The following is a 22,924-nucleotide window of genomic DNA, read 5'->3' on the forward strand; positions in this document are numbered from 1 at the left end:
TTCGCCCCTTATTTTGGGATATTAAAGTTGCTTATTTTCAATTTCAGTAATTTTGTTGACGCGATTGGCATGTCGGCCACCTTCAAACTCGCCTGTCAGCCAAATTTGCGCGATATCCCGCGCAAGACCCGGGCCAATCACGCGTTCACCCATTGTTAAAATATTGCTGTCATTATGGGCACGTGTTGCCTTTGCGCTGAAAGTATCATGAACAATTGCCGCACGAATTCCTTTTACTTTGTTTGCCGCAATGCACATGCCAATGCCGGTACCGCAAATTAAAATGCCTCGGTCAAACTCGCCGTTTGCTACTTTTTCCGCAACCGGCAGGGCATAATCGGGATAATCGACGGATGTTTCGCAGTCACAGCCAAAGTCTTGATATTCGATGCCCAATTCGTCCATTAAATGAGCGATTTCCTTGCGAATATTCACGCCGCCATGATCTGATGCCAATGCTACCTTCATAAAAAAACCCCCAGATTTAAATTTACTCTGCCTTCATTTTGACATACCCGGAGAAAAAGATAAAGTTCCTGCTATCGTAAAAAAGCCCCCCATTTAGATGGAGAGCAGTTCTTACTTATTCTTCGTTATTTTTTCAATAACTCTATCAATTAATTGTTCAAGCTCCTGAAAGGTTTCACGGTAGATGGAAACATTCCCGCCATAGGGATCGCTCACATCTTGAAAGATGGTCTCTCCGGTGTATTCCTTCAGGGTAAAAAGTTTGGCCGCCGATTCCGGATAGTAATTCAAAATAGCTCCCTTATGAGATTCCGTCATCGTCAAAATCAGGTCCGCCCAACCTACTTCCTCTCCGGTCAGCAAACTGGATTGATGATTATGTACAATTTTATTTTCCTCCAACACCTGCTTGGCATGTGCTGAAGCCTCATTGCCGTCAACCGCAAAAACCCCTGCTGAGCGAACCTCAATGCCTTCGAGGTCTTTATTTTTCAAAATCGCTTCCGCCATTGGGCTCCTACACGTATTTCCCGTACAAACAAATAAAATGCGCCGCATGTTATTTGCCCCCCTTTCTTTCTAATATTTTAACAAATTACTGCCATCATCACCAAAAAAGTGGGAGCAATTTTATCCCGAAAGCTAGTAGGATGGTACCGCCAAGTGCCTCGCTATAGGAGCCAATCCAGCCTTGTACCTTTCTGCCGAGCAAGAGACCCGCCCATGTTTGCAATGTTGCTACAATCCCAAAGCATATAATAACCATAATGGTTTTGGCACCATATATTCCGAGTGTAAGGCCAAGGGAAAAACTATCGAGGCTTACACTTAGGGCAAATACAAGTAAACCAAATCCAACTGGGGTCATCACTTTTTCATCGCCCTTTTTGAAGCTGCCCCAGATCATCTGCACGCCTAGAATGATGAGCAGCAGACCGCCGATTAGGGACGCAAAGGTACCGAATTTTGCCGATAAAAATTTCCCGGCCAAGATTCCTATGAGTGGCATCCAGACATGAAAAAGTCCAATGGTCAGACCGATTTTAAAAATTTGCCGCCGTCTGAGGTTGTACATCCCCATGCCGAGGCCAACAGAAAAGGCATCCATGCCTAGTGCGAGTGCCATTATTACGAGTGTAAGGATTTCTCCAATCATTGCTGACATTCTTTCTCCGCCCCCTTGGACTTGCTATTTCAACATATGCACGTCCACTGGCGTTTAGAAGTCAGACCTGAAGAGTTAGGGGAATTTTGTGAATCGGGGAAGAGGGTGGATTTTATTTGCCGCTTTTTTGAGTTAGTTTCCACTTCGGCTTACTTTATTTGCCATCTAGTTATTTTCATTAAAAAAAGCAGGGCCCTGAAGCCCCGGCTCAGGTACTTTTCACCTAGAATCCCTAAAAACTGTCAATTTTAATTACCCTTATCAGTAGTTCTTTATATCAGTCGCCCCTAAAGCAACCAAAAAAAGCACCCGGTCCTCCCGAGGTGCTTCAACAAGTCAACAACTATTCCGAAATTACCTTATTCCCCGCCGCCTTCTCCAGCCGGTTCATGATCGCCAGACCAACTCCGCCCCTCGGGAACATTTCACTAAAGATCACATCGACCTTTTCCACATTAAATCGACGCAATGTATCATAAAGCTCCGTTGCAACCGTTTCAAGCTCGGCCCTTTGTCCACAAGCAATCACAACATCCGCCGAAAATTTACTCTGATTCTCTTCTGTCGTCAGCACGCCGACTCGCAAACCCCTACTCAGCTTTTCATCCACAAGCCCCTGTAGAAACGACCGGCTTCCATCGACTAAATAAAGCGGTGCATTCGGTGCATAATGACGGTATTTCATCCCAGGCGATTTCGGCTTCAATCCACCCTCGCCGGCACCACTCTCAAGCGCTGGATCAATCCGAACCTCTCCAATCACTTCCTCAAGCTGCTCCTTTGTCACACCGCCCGGCCGCAAAATAACCGGAACCGCCTCCGTACAATCGACAACCGTTGACTCCACACCAACACCGGTCGGACCCGCATCCAGCACCCCGGCTATTTTCCCTTGCAAATCCTCGATTACATGCTCGGCATGAGTCGGACTCGGCTTTCCAGAACTATTCGCACTTGGTGCCGCAATTGGCAGACCGCACGCCTTAAGCAGCGAGAGGGCGACCGGATGGTCCGGCATCCTCACCCCAACGGAATCAAGACCTGCAGTTGCTTTTTCCGAAAGCACGCCTTCCTTCTTTTTAAAAATAATCGTCAACGGACCCGGCCAAAATGCCTCCATCAAGCGCTCCGCCGTTTCCGGAATTTCCGCCACAAATCGACATAACTGCTCCCGATCCGCAATATGAATGATTAACGGGTTATCCCCAGGTCTGCCCTTTGCCGCAAAAATTTTCGCGACTGCCACGTCGCTCTCCGCATTCCCGCCAAGGCCATAAACCGTTTCCGTCGGGAGGGCAACCACTTCATTTTCTCGTAAAAAATGTGCTGCATCCACAATATGTGGATTATTTTCTAAGATATCCACATAGTTATCCACTTTCCAAACTTTCGTGTTCATAGTTATCCACCTTTATATAAAAACAAAACTTCTATCGAAATTTGCCGAATCTAGGCACCTAGACTCATATTTTTCACATTATACGTTTGCAAGTATAAAAGAAGGTGTGGAAAAATACAAGTTTTGTCCACAAATTGTGTATAACTTAGTGGAAATAGTGGATAACTTTGCCCAAATATCCACATCTACAATGAAAATTTCAGAAAACTCGAGTTATCCACATTTAAAATATGTCGAATATGCTCAGACCCGTTCAATTCAGAAGGTAATTTCGTACGTTCAATCTCCTGAAAACCTAGCAAATTGAAAAATGGCAGAGCTGCCCGCTTATTCGTCGCCAAAAATAAACTTTCCATCCCCTTCTCCTTCGCAAGCTTCATCATTTGTTCCACAAGAATAAAGATTTCTTTTTCCGCCTGCCCAGGGGTTACCACCAATGATCGCAGCAAACCAAAGCCTTCAAACGCCTCAATTCCAAGTGTTCCCTTTAATTGTCCGTTCACATCCTCTAGCAGCAAAAAGTATTCAATCGTTTCGTCCGTTAGTCCGTCAGTTCCAAGGTTTGCCTTGATCAAGAACTCTCTCAATTTCCCCAAATCCTGCTTATTTGCCGTGCGAATCAATGCCTGCATCTAAGTTCCACCCCATTTTTTAAGATTCTACTCTATGAATATGAGAAAATAGGAAAAGTAGAACAGATGAACTCTATTATTTTTAGAACAAAAAAAGAACCCTTCCCATTGAAGGAGTTCTTAGTCAAAAAGCTTTTTCCACAATTCTACTACGAAAAATTTCACTTTAACCGGATCTTCGTCTTGAGAGGTATAAACAGGCGCTTGTTTCGAAGTTTCTGCTTTGGGAGCCGTCTGTTCCGATTTGCTTACATCCACAGGCTTTTCCACCCTATTTTTAACAGTAGGTTCAGACTTTTGCTCTTCATTACTAATAGCAGGTACGGATTTTTCCTCAGTTACAGGCTCTTCTTCAACCTTACTCGTTGTTGTAACCGGATTTTGCTCAACCTTACTATCTGTTGTTGCAGGATCTTCCTCAACTTTACTAGTAGAGGCCAAAGATCTTTGCTCCGTATCTGTGGATTCTTGCTCCTCAGACGCCACAGCCTTTTGCTCTTCCTTTTGGTCCACCACTTCTTCACTAGTTTTCTCCGAATCCCTCTGAACTTCCGACTCCGATTTTACCTTTTCATCAAACCCATCGCTCACCGCAACCCCATTTGAAAAATCAAGAAAGCATAATGGCGGATATAGCACACACCACCAGTTTGCACCTTTTCCTTCACCGAGCGTAATTAAAATCGCTTGATACTCACCTGCAGGATATAAAAACTCGCCGTATAACTTTGTTGGAAACTGAACCTTCCCGAACTCCACATGCACTGCTTGTTTTGACCCTTTATCCGCAACCGTTTTTTCTGCAATCGCCTGAATTTCCGGTAGCTTCGACTTAATCACCGATCTTGCTTTATCAATCGAAGTTAAATCCTTCACCCAAACGGTAATTTTCGCATTCACCGCATCCCTTACTTCACGCTTCAACTGCTGGTCAGCCGGCACATCACTGTTTGCAAGAATCCTTAAGCGGATCGCTTCCCCCGGAATCACCACTGACTCCTTCGCAATCGCTTCATTTTTCGGTATATATAAACTTAATATCGTCCCAAACGATAATATTAGAAGATACGCCCAAACCAATGTTTTACTATACATTCCTAGCACCGTCCCTTCGATATCCTCATTGTGGACAGAAACTAAGAATCTTAAACTAGTAATTTTTAATATTTTTCAAAAAAGCTTCGGGGCCCTACACCCCGAAGCCAATTTCCGCAAACACCATCCGGTCCTTACCGTTTATATCATTAACAATCTCCACTTTTACGTCTTTAAAGGCTTTTTGAAAAAGCTCCGCTACCGCTTCGCCCTGACCGGCCCCAATTTCAAAGCCAACGAGCGCGACCGGAGCTAGAACATGAGGCAGCTCCTCCATAAAGCGGCGGTAAAAATCCAAGCCATCCTCCCCGGCAAACAACGCCCGGTGCGGCTCATGCTCCGTTACCACTTCAGACATCGTGATTATATCACCAGTAGGTATATAAGGCGGATTGGAAATCACGACATCGAGCTCTTCCTGAAAAGGCTGAAGCAGATCCCCTAGATAAAATTCAACGTCCGCCCCAAGGAGGCGGGCATTTTCTCTTGCCACTTTAAGTGAATCCTCGGCAATATCGGAGGCGGAAACATTTAATGTTGGATCCTCAAGCTTAAGCGTAATCGCAATTGCCCCGCTCCCAGTCCCGATATCCGCAAGTTTTTTCGTTTCTTTCGGAAGCCTTTTTACTCTTTTCAACGTTTCATAAACAAGCTCTTCCGTTTCCGGCCGCGGAATCAGCACCGCTTCATTAACGATAAACATTCGGCCGTAAAATTCCTCTGAGCCGACGATATATTGAATCGGCGTTCCTTTCACATGCTCATGCACGGCTTTTTCAAATTGGTCCCAAACGGTTGGATCCAAATCCTCTCTGACATTCGCAAACAAATGTGCCCGCGACATTCCGGTGAAGTGGCGGAGGAGAAGCTCCCCGGCATTCTCATCCCGGTTAGATTTTTTTAAAAAAGAAGAAGCCCATTGAAGAGCTTCGTAAATTTTTTTACTCATTTGCGGCATTTTCCAATCTTCTTGCTTGGTCATCCATGATTAAAGCATCAATAATTTCCTCAAGCTTGCCTTCAATGATTTGATCAAGTTTTTGAATCGTTAAACCGATTCGGTGGTCCGTCACGCGATTTTGCGGATAATTGTAGGTCCGAATCCGCTCTGAACGGTCACCGGTACCAACCGCAGATTTCCTCGCTTGGTCAAGCTCCGCCTGAGCTTCCTGTTGGAACTTGTCATATACACGTGCACGTAAGATCTTCATGGCTTTATCCTTGTTCTTATGCTGGGATCTTTCGTCCTGGCTGGTTGCGACGATACCAGTCGGAATATGGGTTAAACGAACGGCTGACATGGTCGTGTTAACACTCTGTCCGCCGGCACCGCTTGATGCGAACGTATCAAAGCGGATATCCTTATCGTTGATTTCAATATCAAACTCTTCTGCTTCCGGCAGAGTAGCAACGGTTGCAGTAGAGGTATGGATGCGGCCGCCTGATTCGGTTTCCGGTACACGTTGCACACGGTGAGCCCCATTTTCATATTTTAGTTTGGAATAGGCACCTGTCCCTGTAATCATAAAGATAATTTCTTTATAGCCGCCGAGGCCAGTTTCGTTGGCATCAATCACCTCTGTTTTCCAGCCCTGTGATTCAGCATAACGGCTGTACATACGATATAATGTGCCGGCAAACAACGCTGCCTCATCACCGCCCGCAGCACCGCGGACTTCCATGATTACGTTTTTGTCATCGTTCGGATCTTTTGGAATGAGAAGAATTTTGAGCCGCTCTTCCAATTCTTCGATTTGCGCTTCAAGCTCATGAACTTCTTCTTTTACCATTTCGCGCATTTCAGCATCGAGCTTATCCTCAAGCATGGCTTTCGCATCTTGAAGCTGTTCCTTCGCTTCTTTATATTGACGATAGGTTTGTACGGTTTCTTGTATATCAGATTGTTCTTTTGAATAATCACGCAGTTTTTTTGAATCATTGATAATTTCCGGATCGCTCAAAAGTTCGTTTAACCTTTCGTAGCGATCTTCAACAGATTGAAGACGATCAAACACAGTTACTTCACCTCAAATTTTAGTCCATAACATTCTAATTATAGTATAGGTGAAATGCATGCGTCAAAACCAAATATTACGGGAAAAATTTTAATAAAAAAACATGCCCTAAAAATCAGAGCATGTTATCTGCGGTCTTCCTGTACTCGAACTTCAATATTGTAGCGTGGCAAGGCCTGGACTAATTTCTTATGAAGGCGTGCTTCCGCATCCTCTCGCTGCTGATCATTCAGCATGCCGTTTTTATAAACATTCACCCACATTCGGTCACCATTAATCCAAACCGAATCGGTTCTGAATTCATGCGTATCTCGAATGACCTTTTTCGCCTTCCTTACATCAATCCCGGTATCCTGGCCGCCCCCAGTACCACGGGTACTCGTACCCTCTAGGTTAAGGAAATTCGGATTCTGATTCTGAACATCCTGGCCAACAATGGGCTTTTTATACTTATTGGACATCTCATTCGGGGCACTGCGATCCTTGCGCAAATCATAATCTGCAGCTTCATTTCCACACCCCGTCACCGCAAAGAGCATGGTAAGCAATAATGAAGGAACAATAAACTTTCTCAATGTTTACACCTCCATTACTATCATTCCCATGCCCTCACTAACTTCTCAAGAGAATTCTTTCCATTCGACAAAATTCGGGTGGTGCCTGGCACCACCCGAATCTTGTCGAAACGAATATCTACATTTTTGAAGCTGCTTCTTCCTGTTCACGATAGGCGTTTTTTGGGACTTCGTGGTGGTGACGGCAGCGTGGTTCGTAGGCTTCAGATGCACCGACCAGGATAATGGGATCGTGGTAGGATGCAGGCCGGCCGTCGATTAGGCGCTGGGTTCGGCTTGATGGGGAACCGCAGACGGTACAGACGGCTTGGAGTTTTGTTACGTGTTCAGCGATGGCCAGGAGGGCTGGTACTTGTCCAAAGGGTTCGCCGCGGAAATCCATGTCAAGGCCGGCGACAATCACACGGTGGCCGCTGTCGGCAAGCTGCTGAACAATGCGAACAATTCCTTCATCAAAAAATTGAACTTCGTCGATCGCAATAATATCGATGTCTGCCTCGATATGGTGCAGAATTTCAATGGAGTGGGAAATGGGCTTCGCAATAAAAGAAGAGCCATTATGGGAGACTACAGATTGCTCACTGTAGCGATTATCAATTTTTGGTTTAAATACAGCTATTTTTTGCTTGGCAAATTGAGCGCGTCTTACGCGACGGATCAATTCCTCTGACTTTCCAGAAAACATACTGCCACAGATAACCTCAACCCATCCGCTTTGTTTCATTACATACATAAAACGGCCTCTCCTTCCTAAAAGCAAAACCTAATAAAAATCTATATTTTTTCAATAAAAAACAGGCAAGTAAAGTTGCTCTTGCCTGTTTTGGGCGTTCATAATTACTGTTGTTGTGACTTAAGGCCGTATTTTTTGTTGAAACGGTCAACACGTCCGCCAGCTTCAGCGAATTTTTGACGACCAGTGTAGAATGGATGACATTCAGAACAAGTTTCAACACGGATCTCATTTTTTACTGATCCAGTTTCAAACGTGTTACCGCATGCGCAAGTCACCTTAACTGTTTTATAATTCGGATGAATTCCTGCTTTCATTTTTTTCAGCTCCTTCCGCCCTGAATCTTTCGAAACAGAGTTATCATAAGTGCTTGTCTTAAACAGGCACTGAAATACTTAAAACACACTGTACCCATTATAACAACGAGTGTTCATTTTTGCAAGCAAGGATTATTTGGAAAAACTGTATGTTGATTTCCGCTCCAATCAACCGTGTTAAAGAAAATCGACCTATGAACGGCGGGACTTCATTTCCTCACCCAACTGCGCAAAGAACTCCTCGTTTGATTTTGTTTGTCTTAATTTTTTCAAGAAGCGCTCGGCAAAATCTGGTGAATCAGACATTGATTTACGAATCGCCCATAATTTATCCAAATGATCTTTTGGAAGAATAAGCTCTTCTTTCCGTGTTCCGGAACGACGGATATCGAGTGCAGGGAAAATCCGGCGTTCAGCAAGTGAACGATCAAGATGCAGCTCCATATTACCTGTACCTTTAAATTCTTCATAAATAACGTCATCCATACGTGATCCAGTATCTACCAATGCTGTCGCCAAAATCGTTAAGCTTCCGCCCTCTTCAATATTACGAGCGGCACCAAAGAAGCGCTTTGGACGGTGGAAGGCAGCCGGGTCAATACCACCGGATAAGGTTCTTCCGCTTGGCGGAATCACCAAGTTGTAAGCACGAGCAAGACGAGTGATACTATCCATCAAAATCACGACATCCCGTTTGTGTTCAACAAGGCGCATTGCGCGGTCTAACACAAGCTCGGCCACTTTAATATGGTTTTCCGGTACCTCATCAAAGGTTGAGCTGACAACATCTCCGGCAACGGAACGTTCAATGTCCGTTACCTCTTCCGGACGTTCATCAATGAGCAAGACAATTAATTCCACATCTGGATGGTTCGTTGTGATACTGTTAGCGATTTCTTTTAACAGCATTGTTTTACCAGCCTTTGGCGGAGCGACAATCAAGCCCCTTTGGCCAAAGCCAACTGGTGCAACTAAATCCATGATTCTTGTTGAAAGGGATTTTGGGGTTGTTTCAAGCTTCATCTGTCTATTTGGATACAGAGGTGTTAACGCTGGAAAATAAACGCGTTCCTTCGCGGATTCCGGGTCTTCCCCATTTACAGCTTCTACATGTAATAACCCGTAATAACGTTCATTTTCTTTAGGAGGACGAACCTTACCTGAAACTTTATCACCATTCCGAAGATCAAAGCGGCGGATTTGTGATGCAGAAATATAGATATCCTCGGAACTAGGAGAATAATTAATCGGCCTGAGGAATCCAAATCCTTCTGACTGAATAATTTCCAAAACGCCTTCCATGAAAAAATAACCCTGCTGTTCTGCACGAGCTTTTAGGATGGCAAAAATCAATTCTTTTTTCGTTAATTTGCTGTAATAGGTCACTTTATATTCGCGCGCAAGCTCATAAAGCTCCTTCAGCTTCATGTTTTCTAAACTTGATATTGTTAAGTCCATTTGTACACCACTCTATTTGATTTTTTCGTCCGCAGGTTATATTAATATTAATAAAATCGGCGGGGGATTGTTATGATTTTCTTCACACCAATTTGAGTTATATGTGATTGGAGGATGAGAAAGTAAATGAAGAAATGAATAGAATTGTAGAAAGTTTTGTGTCTAAAACAATTTCTATTGTACCCCCTTTACAAAAAATTAATCAACTATTATTTAGGAATTGGAAAATTTTAGAGAGGAGGAGTTTTTAGAAAAGAGACTAGACCTTTGCAGGTCCAGCCTCCCTATCATTTTTATTTAATGACTAAATTCGGTTTCTTTTTCAAGCTGTGACGGCCATCGATGAATCTGACAGTTCCTGATTTCGCCCGCATGACAACGGAATGAGTAGAACCATGAGACCCTTTAAATTGAACACCGCGCAATAATTCACCATCCGTTACACCAGTCGCGGCAAAAATCGCGTCATCGCCCTTCACAAGGTCCTCCATGCGAAGAACTTTGTTAACATCAAGGCCCATTTTTATACAGCGTTCGATTTCAGCGTCACTTTGCGGCACTAATTTTCCCATTAACTCGCCGCCAAGGCATTTTAGGGCAACAGCAGAGATTACCCCTTCAGGTGCGCCGCCGGAACCAAAGAGGATGTCCACGCCGGTATTATCGAAAGCCGTATTGATCGCTCCCGCAACATCGCCGTCGTTAATCAATTTGATTCTGGCACCAGCTTCACGAAGCTGTTGAATAATATGTTCGTGGCGGGGACGATTTAAAACCGTTGCAACCACGTCTTCAATATCTTTATTTTTCGCTTTGGCAACTGCTTTTAAATTGTCCAGAACAGATGCATTGATATCGACAAGACCAACTGCTTCCGGTCCTACCGCAATTTTCTCCATGTACATATCCGGTGCATGAAGAAGGTTACCATGGTCGGCAACTGCAAGAACGGCAAGAGCGTTCCAGCCGCCTGATGCTAAAATATTGGTTCCTTCAAGCGGATCGACTGCGATATCCACACGGGGTCCATAGCCATTTCCGAGCTTTTCTCCGATATAAAGCATCGGTGCCTCGTCCATTTCGCCTTCCCCAATAACAACGGTTCCCTTCATTGGTACGGTGTCAAACACGTCACGCATTGCTGTTGTTGCAGCACCATCTGCTTCGTCTTTTTTTCCGCGGCCCATCCATCTAGCGGAAGCAAGTGCTGCTGCTTCTGTTACACGGACAAGTTCCATTGATAAACTTCTTTCCATCAGTTCCATCCCCCAATTCTCTCATCCGAGAGCTGCCTATGTTGTGTACTAGTACTGTAAGTTTCTTGTTCCAATGGCTGAAAAAAATTATATTTTTAAAATCAAGTATTCTTAAGGTGTTCTAATTCTTCCTTCGTCAGCGCTTCGCGCCAAACCGTTGCTCCCAGGCCATTTAATTTTTCGACCAATTCGCTATAGCCGCGGTCGATGTGCTCAAGTCCGGTTACTTCGGTGATTCCTTCCGCCATCAGACCAGCGATAAAAAGGGCTGCCCCTGCTCTCAAGTCACTTGCCTTCACTTTTGCTCCCTGAAGCTGGACAGGACCGTTGATAATGGCTGAACGACCCTCTACTTTAATATTGGCGTTCATTCTTCTTAATTCATCAATATGTTTAAAACGGGCACCATAAATGGTATCCGTTACAACGCTTGTCCCGGCGGCCTTTGTTAATAGCGTAGTAAACGGCTGCTGCAAGTCGGTTGGGAATCCAGGATAGACGAGTGTTTTAATATCCACCGTCTTCAAATTGGAAGCACCCGAGACAAACACCTGATCATCACCGGATTCAATTTGAACACCCATTTCCCGAAGCTTGGCAATCAATGATTCTAAGTGCTGTGGAATCACATTATCAATGAGAACCCCGTCGCCAGCTGCGGCAGCTAAAATCATATAAGTTCCTGCCTCAATCCGGTCAGGAATAATCGTATGACGGCAACCGTGAAGACTGTCAACACCATCAATCCGAATCACATCGGTTCCGGCACCCTTAATTTTCGCCCCCATATTGGTTAAAAGAGTTGCAACATCAATAATCTCCGGCTCTTTCGCCGCATTCTCAATGATGGTCCGCCCTTTTGCGCGAACGGCTGCAAGCATGATATTAATCGTTGCGCCGACACTGACGACATCAAGGTAAATCCGTGCCCCGCGGAGCTCGTCCGCCCGTAAATAAATGGCGCCTTGTTCATTTGTGATGCTGGCACCTAATGCTTCGAACCCTTTAATATGCTGATCAATCGGGCGCGGGCCTAGATGGCAGCCTCCTGGAAGCCCAATGACTGCTTTTTTAAAGCGGCCCAGCATCGCACCCATCAAATAATAGGATGCACGAAGCTTTTTGACCTTCCCGTTTGGCAGTGGCATTGAGATCATTTTCGAAGGATCGATGGTCATTTCATCTTCAGACAGCTCAACCTTTCCGCCAATTTCTTCGAGCAAGTCTTTAAGAATATCTACATCTGAAATATGTGGCAATCCTTCAATGGTTACTGGTGATTCCGCCAAAATCGTCGCTGGAATAAGAGCAACAGCACTATTTTTGGCTCCACTAATCCTTACGGTACCTCTTAGTGGGTAACCGCCCGCAATCTTTAGCTTTTCCATTTTCGACTCCCTTCTAAGCCTTTCTCACGTCCTACACATGGGTCGACATATTTTAATTAATGCCAATAACGGCTTCAGGTATTTTTTTCCAATTGCAATAAGCATATTTCGACAGCTTGTCTATCCTCTAGTTTACACGAAAATTCTATTTTCATGTATTAATATTAAAAAAAGTTACATCAAATTACTGGAAATTTCGCCAAATTACGCGTTAGAACGAGCATTCCAATCCTTTAAGAAGGCTTCAATTCCTTTATCCGTTAATGGATGGTGGAATAAGCCCATCAATACTTTATATGGAATTGTCGCAATATGTGCCCCTCTTAAAGCCGCTTCTGTCACATGAATTGGGTTGCGGATGGATGCCGCAATGATTTCGGTTTCAAGACCGTGTACAGCAAAGATTTCAGCAATCTGTGAAACAAGGTCTAGTCCTACTTGACCGATATCATCCAATCTTCCAAGAAATGGTGAAACATATGTAGCACCTGCTCTAGCTGCTAGAAGTGCCTGATTAGCATTGAAAATCAATGTTACATTTGTTTTAATGCCTTCCTGTGAAAAAGCATGAACTGCTTTTAACCCATCTGGTGTCATTGGGACTTTAATCGTTACATTTGGGGCGATGGTTGCAAGTTCTTTTCCCTCACGAATCATCCCTTCTGCATCAAGGGCAATAACTTCTGCACTTACTGAACCAGGAACAAGGCTGGCAATTTCTCTAATTCGATCGGGAAATGAAATATTTCCTTCTTTTGCGACAAGTGTTGGATTTGTTGTTACACCTGAAAGTAAACCAAGCTCATGTACTTCACGGATTTCATCTAGATTTGCTGTATCAATAAAAAATTTCACAACGTTTTCCTCCAATTTTTCGATGAATTTCGGCAAAATTTTCAGTTTTTGTCGAACACACTGAAACCGCCCTCTTTGGGAAGGGCGGTTTCGCTTTCATTGACAATCGTACACTATTTCAATAGCTTATTTCAAGGGCATACATGAATTAAGCTTTTTGAGAGGAACCAAATTCACGCATTTTGCCAATAACGGTTTCTTTAATGGCATCGCGTGCAGGTCCTAAGTATTTACGTGGGTCATATTCATTTGGTTTTGCTGCCAATACTTCGCGAACAACTTTCGCAGAAGCAATTTGGTTTTCTGTATTTACATTAATTTTCGCTGTTCCAAGCGAAATAGATCTTTGAATATCTTTTGTTGGAATTCCAGTACCGCCATGAAGAACTAATGGCACACCTGTAAGATTACCGATTTCTTCCATTTCCTTAAATCCAAGGTTTGGTTCGCCTTTGTAAGGACCATGAACAGAACCTAAAGCAGGAGCAAGGCAATCAATACCAGTACGTTTTACTAATTCCACACACTCATTTGCATCCGCATAAATAATGCTGCCGGAAACATCATCTTCCTGACCGCCAACTGTTCCAAGTTCAGCTTCAACCGAAACACCTTTTGAATGAGCATACTCAACCACTTTAGAAGTCGTTGCGATGTTTTCTTCAAATGGATCGTGAGAAGCGTCAATCATGACAGAAGTAAAGCCTGCATCAATTGCTTCTTTACATTTGTCAAAGCTAGAGCCGTGGTCAAGATGAATCGCAACCGGAACGGTAACATTGTAATCTTCCAATAGTCCTTCAACCATTTTTACAACAGTTTTGAACCCGCCGATATAACGTCCTGCACCCTCAGAAACACCAAGAATAACCGGTGATTTTTCTGATTCAGCAGCTTGAAGAATAGCTTGAGTAAATTCTAAGTTATTAATGTTAAATTGCCCAACAGCATAGCCTTCTGCTTTTGCTTTTTTGAGCATTTCGGTCATAGAAACTAAAGGCATTTTTCTTCCTCCTTAATTTAGGCTGGTATCTTTTCGCAATAGACTTCCATATAAAGGTTTTCCCTCTATTTTAAGGATTATGTATGTTTCGAAAAGATTTAACTACCAGAAAAAGTACATATGTATCATATCAAAAAGAAGGAGGAATTGCCATCAATCTATCCCAATTTTTAAAACTGTCATAATGAAAGCGCAAACAATAGTAGTACAGTTTTTTCAGTATAATAAAAGGGTTAATTCGCTTTTTGAGGTATGTGTTTCTTCACTGCAGCCCTGATGTCATCAATATCAAAGGGCTTCGCAAAATGAGTGATGGCCCCAAGATCCTTCGCTTCTTGAATCATGTCCAATTCACCATAAGCGGTCATGATGATGACGCGAATTTCCGGATCAATCACTTTCATTCTTTTTAAAATTTCAATTCCGTCCATTCCAGGGATTTTCATATCTAAGAGAACGAGATCTGGGTCATGCTTTTTTACAATATCAAGGGCTTGAATGCCATTCGCTGCCTGATAAGTCTGATACCCTTCCTTTTGGAATACCTCATTAAGTAATATTCGAATTCCAAATTGATCGTCTACGATTAATATTTTCTCTTTCATAACTCCACCTCTTCCCGTTTGATGTGTTTCTTTTTAAATGATTATATATTAGTTCAATTCCATATATAATTCTACATTTATTTTGAAATTCCTGCTAATTTCAATTGTTATTTTTGCATTTATGCAAAAAAGTCTATAATGAAAGTGCTAAAAGGAGGGTTTTTATGTTAAAAATGTTTACTACTCAATTAATGGGTTTGTTTAAAAGAATTGATGAAAAAGAGGAGTTTTCCTTCGAGGATGGGGCACGATTGCTGGCCCAGGCACCTGTTGGCGATGGAACCATCTATCTTGTTGGATTTCGCGAGATGAAGGCGGTAGAGTTCGAAGCCTTGGAGGGTGCGGAGCCGCTTAAGAGTGCTAGAGTGCTAGGTGATTTGACTTCGATAACCGATGCGGATCGTGTGTTGATTTTTACAAGAACTTCAGCAGATGAGGAGGCCGTTACGCTTGCGGGGGCGCTTCAGGAAAAAGGAATTCCGTTTGTCACGGTTTCAAGTGTTGGGGAGGAAGCGGGTCCGCTTGTAGAACTGGCGGATGTTCATATTGATTTGGGATTAAAAAAAGGATTATTGCCGGATGAGTTTGGCGGGCGCTTCGGATATCCGTCTTCGATGACCGGATTGTTCGTCTATTATGGTTTGAAATTTACGATTGACGAGATTTTAGGGGAATATGAGGAGTAGTTTCTGAGACACGTCGTTTAAAGTGGAAAGTATTTTGATGGAACTGGTAAGTATTTTCGCAAAAGTGGAAAGTATTTTATTGAAATCGGAAAGTAAACCAGAATTCCCTTTTTTTAAAATGGTATTTATTAGGCGAAATCTATTAAATCTATCTCTAATTAGTATGGAGAGTTACCTGTGCCAGGCTTTTGCCTGGCATTTTAATTGTATTTGTCCATAAAACAAGCTAAGTGGAAAGTATTTTTCCAAAATCGGAAAGTAAACTTCTAAAACTGGAAAGTAAACACCCTTACCCCCACCCCCAACATCTTCCCTCAACAACCACAAAAAAGACCACTCCCCCACAATAAGGGAATGGTCTAAAAAACTTATTTCAACGTCGCACGAATAAAGTCGCGGAATAGCGGCTGTGGACGATTTGGTCTTGAAATAAACTCCGGATGGAACTGAGACGCCACGAACCAAGGATGATCCTTCAGTTCGATAATCTCCACTAAACGGCCATCAGGGCTTGTACCGGAGAACACAAGACCTGCCTCCTCCATCTCCTGACGATATTGATTATTAAACTCATAACGGTGGCGGTGACGCTCATAAATCACTTTCTCTTCATAAGCACTAAACGCCTTCGTATCCTCCATAAGACGTGCCGGATACAGACCAAGACGCAATGTACCGCCTAAATCCTCAACATCCTTCTGTTCAGGAAGTAAATCAATAATTGGATAATCAGTCTCTGGAATAAATTCAGCAGAATGCGCACCCTTATGTCCGAGAACATTACGGGCAAACTCAACCGTTGCCAGCTGCATACCTAAACAAATGCCAAGGAATGGTTTCTTATTTTCACGCGCATAACGAGTCGCCTCGATTTTCCCTTCAATTCCACGGTCACCGAAGCCGCCAGGAACAAGGACACCATCGACATCACTCAATAACTCTGCAACATTCTCAGCTGTCACATCTTCAGCATTAATCCACTTAATATCTACATCCGTGTCAAACGCATAGCCGGCATGGCGCATCGCTTCAACAACGGAAATATATGCATCTTGAAGCTCCACATATTTTCCGACAAGACCAATCCGAGTCTTGCTTGATAAATGAAGAACCTTATCCACCAATGCATTCCACTCAGTCATATCCGGTTCCGGAGTCACCAATTTCAAGTGGTCACAGACAATTTGGTCCATGTTTTGCTCTTGAAGCGCAAGCGGTACAGAGTAAAGTGTATCCGCATCACGGCACTCGATTACTGCTTTTGAATCAATATCACAGAACAAGGCAATTTTATCTTTCATATCCTGTGAAACCGGCATTTCCGTACGAACGACAATAATATTTGGCTGAATTCCAAGGCTGCGAAGTTCTTTTACACTGTGCTGCGTTGGCTTCGTTTTCATTTCACCGGCAGCTTTGATGTACGGAATTAACGTACAATGAACGTATAAGACATTGTCACGGCCGACATCATTTTTAATTTGACGAATTGCTTCAAGGAATGGCAATGATTCAATGTCACCAACAGTTCCGCCGATTTCGGTAATAACCACATCCGCATTCGTTTCGTTGCCGGCACGGAACACGCGGTCTTTAATTTCATTGGTAATATGCGGAATAACCTGAACCGTTCCGCCTAAATAATCGCCGCGGCGCTCTTTACGCAGCACGCTGGAATAAATTTTTCCGGTCGTTACGTTGCTATATTTGTTTAAGTTAATATCGATAAAACGCTCATAGTGGCCTAGGTCCAAATCTGTTTCCGCACCATCATCCGTTACGAACACTTCACCATGCTGATACGGACTCATGGTTCCCGGGTCGACGTTGATGTACGGGTCAAATTTTTGAATCGTTACGTTCAATCCACGATTTTTTAATAAACGTCCTAAAGATGCTGCGGTAATCCCTTTTCCAAGCGAGGAAACTACGCCGCCTGTTACAAAAATATACTTTGTCATAAATGATTCCCCCTCATATTTACAGTTTGTACATTATCCAGATAGTTTAAGGCATTTTTTAAAAAAAATTCGCCTTACCCTAAGGTGATTGGTTGACGGGGAAGTGAAACTTTTTTTACCCCCAAAAACAACAAAAAAGCGCTCCACTTACATAATGTAAGGGAGCGCATATCATCAACTAATTGAATCGTTCCTTTTTTAAGGAGCCCAAAAAAGATAATACAAGGGTGGAGATAAAAAGTCAAGACTATTTCAAGTCTTCTTCCTCGTCCGCTATCTCATCCTCATCTTCGTCCAGGTCATCATCGAGTTCTTCATCGTCGAGCTCAAATTCCTCATCGTCCTCAATGACCTCTTCATCCTCATCGATCTCATCGACGTCATCAAGCTCATCAAAGACATCCTCATCTTCAAGAATTTCATCCTCATCATCGGTATAATCGTCGAGGTCATCGTATTCTTCTTCATCGATCTCATCGTAATCGTCAAGTTCATCCTCGTCGACAACCTTCTTCGCCTTTTTCTTCTTCGGTTTCACAACGGTAACAACTTCTTCCTCTTGCGTATCAACCGGATACCAAACGCGAAGTCCCCAGCGGTTTTCCCCTAACGATAGAAAACGGCCGTCAATATTAATATCAGTGTAGAATTGCGCAAGCTTTGACCGAATTTCTTCTTCCGAAATACTCGCAGCAGCTGAAATTTCTTTTACCAATTCATGAAATGAAATCGGCTGCTTGCTGTTTTTTAAAAATTCAAAAGCCATTTCAATAAGGGAAAGCTCTTTTAATTCCTCTTTTGAGTATTGTGCTAAACTCAATATTGGCACTTCCTTTCACTATTTAACACTCTAATCGAGTGAATAACGGGCATTTGTCCAAAAAACCATATTCTTCATTATAAACAAATTCCTACCGTTTATGCTAGTTCTATCTGTTGTTTCGCTTGATTTTTTGCCTTTTCTGCCGTTCCGGATTCATTTCCTTATTCAATCGCAGCTTTTTCATCTCCTTGATGGACACCACCAGAAAGAAAATCGCCAGCAGCAGAAACGAAACCGCCCCGAGCTGGAGCTCATAGAGATAATATAAGGGCCAGGCAAAAACAAGTAAAATTCCAATAAAATACGTCATCTTCATTTGTTCCACCACCCGGAGCCTTATTATGTAACAACTATGATTATATAAGAAAATCTTTCATTTGGAAAAAAACTTTTTGACAGAAATAGACAATGGCCACTAAATAAGCCATTGTCTGCCAAAATTGTCTAGCTCCAGCGCCTAGCCCCTCGACCGCTTCGGTCCTGCCAATGAAGTCAAAGAACGACTTCACCGTCAGGCCCTCCAGCGATTGTCGGGGCTGGTCAAGGCGCTTCCGCTTTTCTATTCACATATTTCTTCTGTACTGCCCGCCAACCTCGTAAAGCGCTTTTGTAATCTGTCCGAGACTCGCTACTTTGACGGTCTCCATTAATGCTGCAAAAATGTTGCCATTGTTGACCGCTGATGCCTTTAATGCCTTTAATGCCTGTTCTGCTGCACCCGAATGGGCTCTTTGGAACTCGCGCAAATTGTGAATCTGCAGTTCCTTTTCTTCCTCCGTTGCCCGGGCCAGCTCCATATTGTCTACCTCTTCCTCAGATGGAGGATTTGGATTCAAATACGTATTGACGCCGATAATTGGCAATTCGCCCGTATGCTTTTTCATCTCGTAATACATCGACTCATCCTGGATTTTTCCGCGCTGGTACTGCGTTTCCATCGCACCGAGCACCCCGCCGCGGTCATTAATCCGCTCGAATTCCTGTAAAACCGCCTCTTCGACAAGATCTGTCAGCTCTTCAACGATAAACGAACCTTGAAGCGGATTTTCATTCTTAGTTAAACCATGCTCCTTCGTGATAATCATCTGAATCGCCATCGCTCTTCTTACAGATTCCTCGGTTGGAGTCGTGATCGCTTCATCATACGCATTCGTATGAAGCGAGTTACAGTTATCATGGAGTGCCATTAACGCCTGAAGTGTTGTCCGGATATCATTAAAATCAATTTCCTGCGCATGCAGTGAACGCCCGGATGTTTGCACATGGTACTTCAGCTTTTGACTGCGCTCATTTGCACCATATTTATCGCGCATCACCGTTGCCCAAATGCGGCGGGCAACGCGGCCTATTACAGTATATTCCGGATCCAAACCATTCGAGAAGAAGAACGAAAGGTTTGCTGCAAAATCATCAATCTTCATACCGCGGCTTAAATAATATTCAACGTACGTAAACCCGTTTGATAGCGTGAACGCCAATTGTGAAATCGGATTCGCCCCTGCTTCAGCAATATGGTAGCCTGAAATGGAAACGGAATAATAATTGCGCACCTGATGGTCAATGAAATACTGCTGAATATCGCCCATCATCCTTAGGGCAAATTCCGTGGAGAAAATACAGGTGTTTTGACCCTGGTCTTCTTTTAATATATCCGCCTGCACCGTACCGCGGACGGTTTTCAATGTATAGGCTCTAGCCTCAGCAAATTCTTCTACCGTCAACACGCGGCCAAGCTCCGCTTCTTTTTTCTTAACCTGCTGGTGAATCGCTGTATTCATAAACATCGCCAAAATAATCGGAGCCGGACCATTAATCGTCATCGAAACTGATGTGGATGGGTGGCATAAGTCAAATCCATCGTACAGCTTTTTCATATCATCAAGCGTACAAACGCTAACGCCACTCGTGCCAATCTTCCCATAAATATCCGGACGGTGATCCGGATCCTCCCCATAAAGGGTAACCGAGTCAAACGCTGTGCTTAAGCGTTTTGCCGGGTCATCCTTCGATAAATAGTGGAAGCGGCGGTTCGTGCGCTCCGGTGTCCCTTCCCCGGCAAACTGCCGTTTTGGATCCTCTCCTTCACGTTTGAAAGGAAATACCCCTGCCGTGTACGGAAATGAACCAGGTACATTTTCACGGTACACCCAGCGAAGGATTTCTCCATAATCTTTATATTTCGGCAAGGCCACCTTAGGAATGTCGAGGCCGGAAAGACTCTTCGATTTTAATACCGTAATAATTTCTTTATCACGAATTCTCGTTACGAATTGATCCTTCGAATAAGCTTCCTTCGTTGCCGACCAGCCGTTCAGGATTTTTTTCGATTCCGGTGTCAGCTTCTCTTCCGTTTCTAGTTTGATCGCTTCTAAAGAAGCAACAATTTCACTGCCAGCCTCCCGCTCCTTCACAGCGGCAATTGCCCCTTCAAGCTGGAACAGCTTCCGAGCCAAGTCTGCCTGTTCTTCCGCTTTCTTATGGTAACGGCGCACGGTATCGGAAATTTCCCGTAAGTAATAGCGGCGGTCGGTTGGAATGATGACACTTTGTTTTTCAACCTTTGCCTGCTTATTAAAGGAGGTCTCCCAATCTGAAGCCATTTTTTCATTAATTTTTTCAACTAATGCTGCAAAAAGTGCGTTGGTGCCGAGGTCATTAAACTGACTGGCAATTGTTCCATACACCGGCATTTCGGATGGATCCTTTTCAAAAAGCATATGGCTGCGCTGGTATTGCTTTTGCACATGGCGCTTCGCATCCTCCGAGCCTTTGCGTTCAAATTTATTGATCACGATAAGATCAGCAAAGTCGATCATATCAATTTTTTCAAGCTGTGATGGCGCTCCGAATTCACTTGTCATCACATACATAGAAAGGTCACAAATCTCAGTAATTTCCGCATCGCCTTGGCCGATTCCGCTCGTTTCGACAATAACGAGATCAAATCCGGCTGCTTTAACAACGGACACGGCATCCTTGATAGCCAAGGATAATTCCGTTTTCGATGATCGAGTCGCAAGACTGCGCATGTAGATATTCGGTGAGAATATGGCATTCATCCGAATCCTGTCACCCAGCAGCGCTCCGCCCGTCTTTTGTTTTGTTGGATCAACGGATAATACCGCTATTCTTTTATCTGGAAGCTCGTTAATAAAACGACGAATCAGTTCATCTGTCAGCGAGCTTTTTCCAGCACCGCCTGTACCGGTAATCCCGACAACCGGAATGGCTTTTGTTAACGTTTTAACTTGATCGAGAACAAGCTCTGCCGCTGCAGCAACTTCTTTATTGTCATCCACATGCAGCTCCGCAAGCGTGATCAGCTTGGCAATGGCGTTAACATCGCCAGTTTGTAATTTCTCAATCTGCTCCGCCGCATTGGTTGTTACGGTAGGGAAATCGCATTCCTCAAGCATGCGGTTAATCATCCCTTGAAGGCCCATCTTCCTGCCGTCCTCCGGTGAAAAAATCCAGGCAATTCCGTAATCATGAAGTTCCTTGATTTCTTTTGGGATAATAACGCCGCCCCCGCCGCCATATATGCGGATGTTCGGTGCGCCTTTTTCCTTTAGTAAATCATACATGTATTTAAAATATTCCACATGGCCGCCTTGATAAGATGAAATGGCAATTCCTTGCACGTCCTCTTGAATCGCTGCGTTTACCACCTCTTCTACCGAACGGTTGTGGCCTAAATGGATGACCTCTGCCCCGCTTGACTGAAGAATTCTTCTCATAATATTGATTGAGGCATCATGTCCGTCAAAGAGACTGGATGCGGTGACAAATCGGATGTGATGTTTTGGCTTATAAATCTCCATCATGCTCCCCCTTTTTGCTTCATTCCGGATAAAATCAACTCGGTCTGTAGTTCAATATATTCATCGATGGTATATAATTTCTGAACGGACCAGCGTCGGAAGCTCCACATATGCCCGTCGACAATTATGTTGTGGGAAATAAGCTTTAATTGTTTTTCTGATAAATCCAGCTCTCCATTTTCCACACATAGGACCAGCAGCTTTTCAAACATCGCCGCCATTTCCTTTTCTTTGTTGAGAACATATGGAAGGGCATCCTTCGTTAACGATTTTACTTCCTGGTACATGACAAGAAACTCATCCTGCATCTCATCTACCACCCGGAAGTAGTTCGCAATCCCTTGCTTTAAATTCGCCAATGTCCCCTGTTTATTGTCGAGGTCCTTCTGCAGGCGATCACTGACATGCTCATAAATGCTGTCACAGACAAGATAAAGGACATCTTCCTTCGAGCGGATATATTCATATAGCGTCCCAATGCTAAATCCAGCCGCCTTCGCAATTTCTCTCGTTGTCGTCCGATGAAACCCCTTTTCTTTAAAAAGTGTAACGGCCCCTTTAATCATTTGATCACGTCTTTTTTCAACGAGACGCTCATCCTTGACCGAAGCCTGTACTTCCCTTTTTTTCGTCACGTTCAAAACCGCCTTTTGTTCCCGGCGCCCTCCT

General features: G+C 43.7%; 24 protein-coding genes. 1 reads left to right on the forward strand and 23 read right to left on the reverse strand.

Features of this window, described 5'->3' with window-relative positions:
- Positions 1-21 precede the first annotated feature (21 nt).
- The 17 genes from rpiB to ACFQZ9_RS13230 all read right to left on the reverse strand — a co-directional run bounded on the left by rpiB (position 22) and on the right by ACFQZ9_RS13230 (position 14,964).
- On the reverse strand, positions 22-468 hold the full coding sequence (gene rpiB / locus ACFQZ9_RS13150) for a ribose 5-phosphate isomerase B (RefSeq protein WP_498944141.1): 447 nt from the start codon (positions 466-468) through the stop codon (positions 22-24).
- Positions 469-579: 111 nt separating this feature from the next.
- Positions 580-1,026, reverse strand: coding sequence for a low molecular weight protein arginine phosphatase (locus ACFQZ9_RS13155; RefSeq protein ID WP_026572671.1), 447 nt, complete (start codon positions 1,024-1,026; stop codon positions 580-582).
- 49 nt (positions 1,027-1,075) lie between these two features.
- Positions 1,076-1,633 (reverse strand): manganese efflux pump MntP, encoded by a 558-nt coding sequence (locus ACFQZ9_RS13160; protein ID WP_498944142.1) that lies wholly within the window; start codon positions 1,631-1,633, stop codon positions 1,076-1,078.
- A gap of 343 nt (positions 1,634-1,976) precedes the next feature.
- On the reverse strand, positions 1,977-3,032 hold the full coding sequence (locus ACFQZ9_RS13165) for an L-threonylcarbamoyladenylate synthase (RefSeq protein WP_498944143.1): 1,056 nt from the start codon (positions 3,030-3,032) through the stop codon (positions 1,977-1,979).
- A 185-nt stretch (positions 3,033-3,217) separates the two neighbouring features.
- Entirely contained in the window at positions 3,218-3,664 is a 447-nt protein-coding gene (locus ACFQZ9_RS13170) for a GNAT family N-acetyltransferase (protein ID WP_498944144.1), read from the reverse strand.
- 120 nt (positions 3,665-3,784) lie between these two features.
- Positions 3,785-4,759 (reverse strand): stage II sporulation protein R, encoded by a 975-nt coding sequence (gene spoIIR / locus ACFQZ9_RS13175; protein ID WP_498944145.1) that lies wholly within the window; start codon positions 4,757-4,759, stop codon positions 3,785-3,787.
- A 94-nt stretch (positions 4,760-4,853) separates the two neighbouring features.
- Entirely contained in the window at positions 4,854-5,708 is an 855-nt protein-coding gene (gene prmC, locus ACFQZ9_RS13180; protein WP_498944146.1) for a peptide chain release factor N(5)-glutamine methyltransferase, read from the reverse strand.
- Positions 5,701-6,774 carry a peptide chain release factor 1 gene (prfA, locus tag ACFQZ9_RS13185; RefSeq protein WP_026572666.1) on the reverse strand — a complete coding sequence of 358 codons (1,074 nt, stop codon included), beginning with the start codon at positions 6,772-6,774 and terminating at the stop codon, positions 5,701-5,703. The genes prmC and prfA overlap by 8 nt, the downstream gene beginning before the upstream one ends.
- A gap of 125 nt (positions 6,775-6,899) precedes the next feature.
- Complete coding sequence (locus ACFQZ9_RS13190) at positions 6,900-7,349, reverse strand: hypothetical protein (protein ID WP_498944147.1); 450 nt, start codon at positions 7,347-7,349, stop codon at positions 6,900-6,902.
- A gap of 118 nt (positions 7,350-7,467) precedes the next feature.
- Positions 7,468-8,082 carry a thymidine kinase gene (locus tag ACFQZ9_RS13195; protein ID WP_498944148.1) on the reverse strand — a complete coding sequence of 205 codons (615 nt, stop codon included), beginning with the start codon at positions 8,080-8,082 and terminating at the stop codon, positions 7,468-7,470.
- A 104-nt stretch (positions 8,083-8,186) separates the two neighbouring features.
- The gene (rpmE, locus tag ACFQZ9_RS13200; protein WP_133332912.1) at positions 8,187-8,399 is read right to left on the reverse strand and encodes a 50S ribosomal protein L31; all 213 of its coding nucleotides are present in this window, start codon (positions 8,397-8,399) and stop codon (positions 8,187-8,189) included.
- 192 nt (positions 8,400-8,591) lie between these two features.
- A complete protein-coding gene (gene rho / locus ACFQZ9_RS13205) occupies positions 8,592-9,857 on the reverse strand; it encodes a transcription termination factor Rho (protein ID WP_026572663.1) in 1,266 nt (421 codons plus the stop codon).
- A 293-nt stretch (positions 9,858-10,150) separates the two neighbouring features.
- Positions 10,151-11,113: a class II fructose-bisphosphatase gene (gene glpX / locus ACFQZ9_RS13210; protein WP_026572662.1), complete on the reverse strand. Its 963-nt coding sequence runs from the start codon at positions 11,111-11,113 to the stop codon at positions 10,151-10,153.
- A 101-nt stretch (positions 11,114-11,214) separates the two neighbouring features.
- A complete protein-coding gene (gene murA / locus ACFQZ9_RS13215; RefSeq protein ID WP_498944149.1) occupies positions 11,215-12,501 on the reverse strand; it encodes a UDP-N-acetylglucosamine 1-carboxyvinyltransferase in 1,287 nt (428 codons plus the stop codon).
- Positions 12,502-12,705: 204 nt separating this feature from the next.
- Entirely contained in the window at positions 12,706-13,356 is a 651-nt protein-coding gene (gene fsa / locus ACFQZ9_RS13220; RefSeq protein ID WP_026572660.1) for a fructose-6-phosphate aldolase, read from the reverse strand.
- A gap of 148 nt (positions 13,357-13,504) precedes the next feature.
- Positions 13,505-14,359, reverse strand: a complete 855-nt coding sequence (locus tag ACFQZ9_RS13225) for a class II fructose-bisphosphate aldolase (protein WP_198310899.1) — start codon at positions 14,357-14,359, stop codon at positions 13,505-13,507.
- 233 nt (positions 14,360-14,592) lie between these two features.
- Positions 14,593-14,964, reverse strand: a complete 372-nt coding sequence (locus ACFQZ9_RS13230) for a response regulator (RefSeq protein ID WP_198310900.1) — start codon at positions 14,962-14,964, stop codon at positions 14,593-14,595.
- 164 nt (positions 14,965-15,128) lie between these two features.
- Here ACFQZ9_RS13230 and ACFQZ9_RS13235 point away from each other — a divergent pair, with 164 nt between their 5' ends.
- Positions 15,129-15,650, forward strand: a complete 522-nt coding sequence (locus ACFQZ9_RS13235) for a DUF2529 domain-containing protein (protein WP_498944150.1) — start codon at positions 15,129-15,131, stop codon at positions 15,648-15,650.
- Between the two features lie 368 nt (positions 15,651-16,018).
- Here ACFQZ9_RS13235 and pyrG read toward each other — a convergent pair whose 3' ends face one another.
- From pyrG to ACFQZ9_RS13265, 6 genes are all read right to left on the reverse strand, one after another.
- Positions 16,019-17,611, reverse strand: coding sequence for a CTP synthase (pyrG, locus tag ACFQZ9_RS13240; RefSeq protein WP_498944151.1), 1,593 nt, complete (start codon positions 17,609-17,611; stop codon positions 16,019-16,021).
- Positions 17,612-17,858: 247 nt separating this feature from the next.
- Positions 17,859-18,431 carry a DNA-directed RNA polymerase subunit delta gene (gene rpoE, locus ACFQZ9_RS13245; RefSeq protein WP_498944152.1) on the reverse strand — a complete coding sequence of 191 codons (573 nt, stop codon included), beginning with the start codon at positions 18,429-18,431 and terminating at the stop codon, positions 17,859-17,861.
- 109 nt (positions 18,432-18,540) lie between these two features.
- A complete protein-coding gene (locus ACFQZ9_RS13250) occupies positions 18,541-18,750 on the reverse strand; it encodes a hypothetical protein (RefSeq protein ID WP_498944153.1) in 210 nt (69 codons plus the stop codon).
- A 40-nt stretch (positions 18,751-18,790) separates the two neighbouring features.
- Positions 18,791-18,943 carry a hypothetical protein gene (locus tag ACFQZ9_RS13255; RefSeq protein ID WP_498944154.1) on the reverse strand — a complete coding sequence of 51 codons (153 nt, stop codon included), beginning with the start codon at positions 18,941-18,943 and terminating at the stop codon, positions 18,791-18,793.
- Between the two features lie 54 nt (positions 18,944-18,997).
- On the reverse strand, positions 18,998-22,258 hold the full coding sequence (icmF, locus tag ACFQZ9_RS13260; protein WP_498944155.1) for a fused isobutyryl-CoA mutase/GTPase IcmF: 3,261 nt from the start codon (positions 22,256-22,258) through the stop codon (positions 18,998-19,000).
- The gene (locus ACFQZ9_RS13265; protein WP_498944156.1) at positions 22,255-22,890 is read right to left on the reverse strand and encodes a TetR/AcrR family transcriptional regulator; all 636 of its coding nucleotides are present in this window, start codon (positions 22,888-22,890) and stop codon (positions 22,255-22,257) included. Before ACFQZ9_RS13265 ends, icmF begins: the two co-directional genes overlap by 4 nt.
- Between the last annotated feature and the right edge of the window lie 34 nt (positions 22,891-22,924).

It is taken from the genome of Neobacillus sp. GCM10027624 (assembly GCF_042675345.1).
Taxonomy (GTDB): domain Bacteria; phylum Bacillota; class Bacilli; order Bacillales; family Cytobacillaceae; genus Neobacillus; species Neobacillus cucumis_D.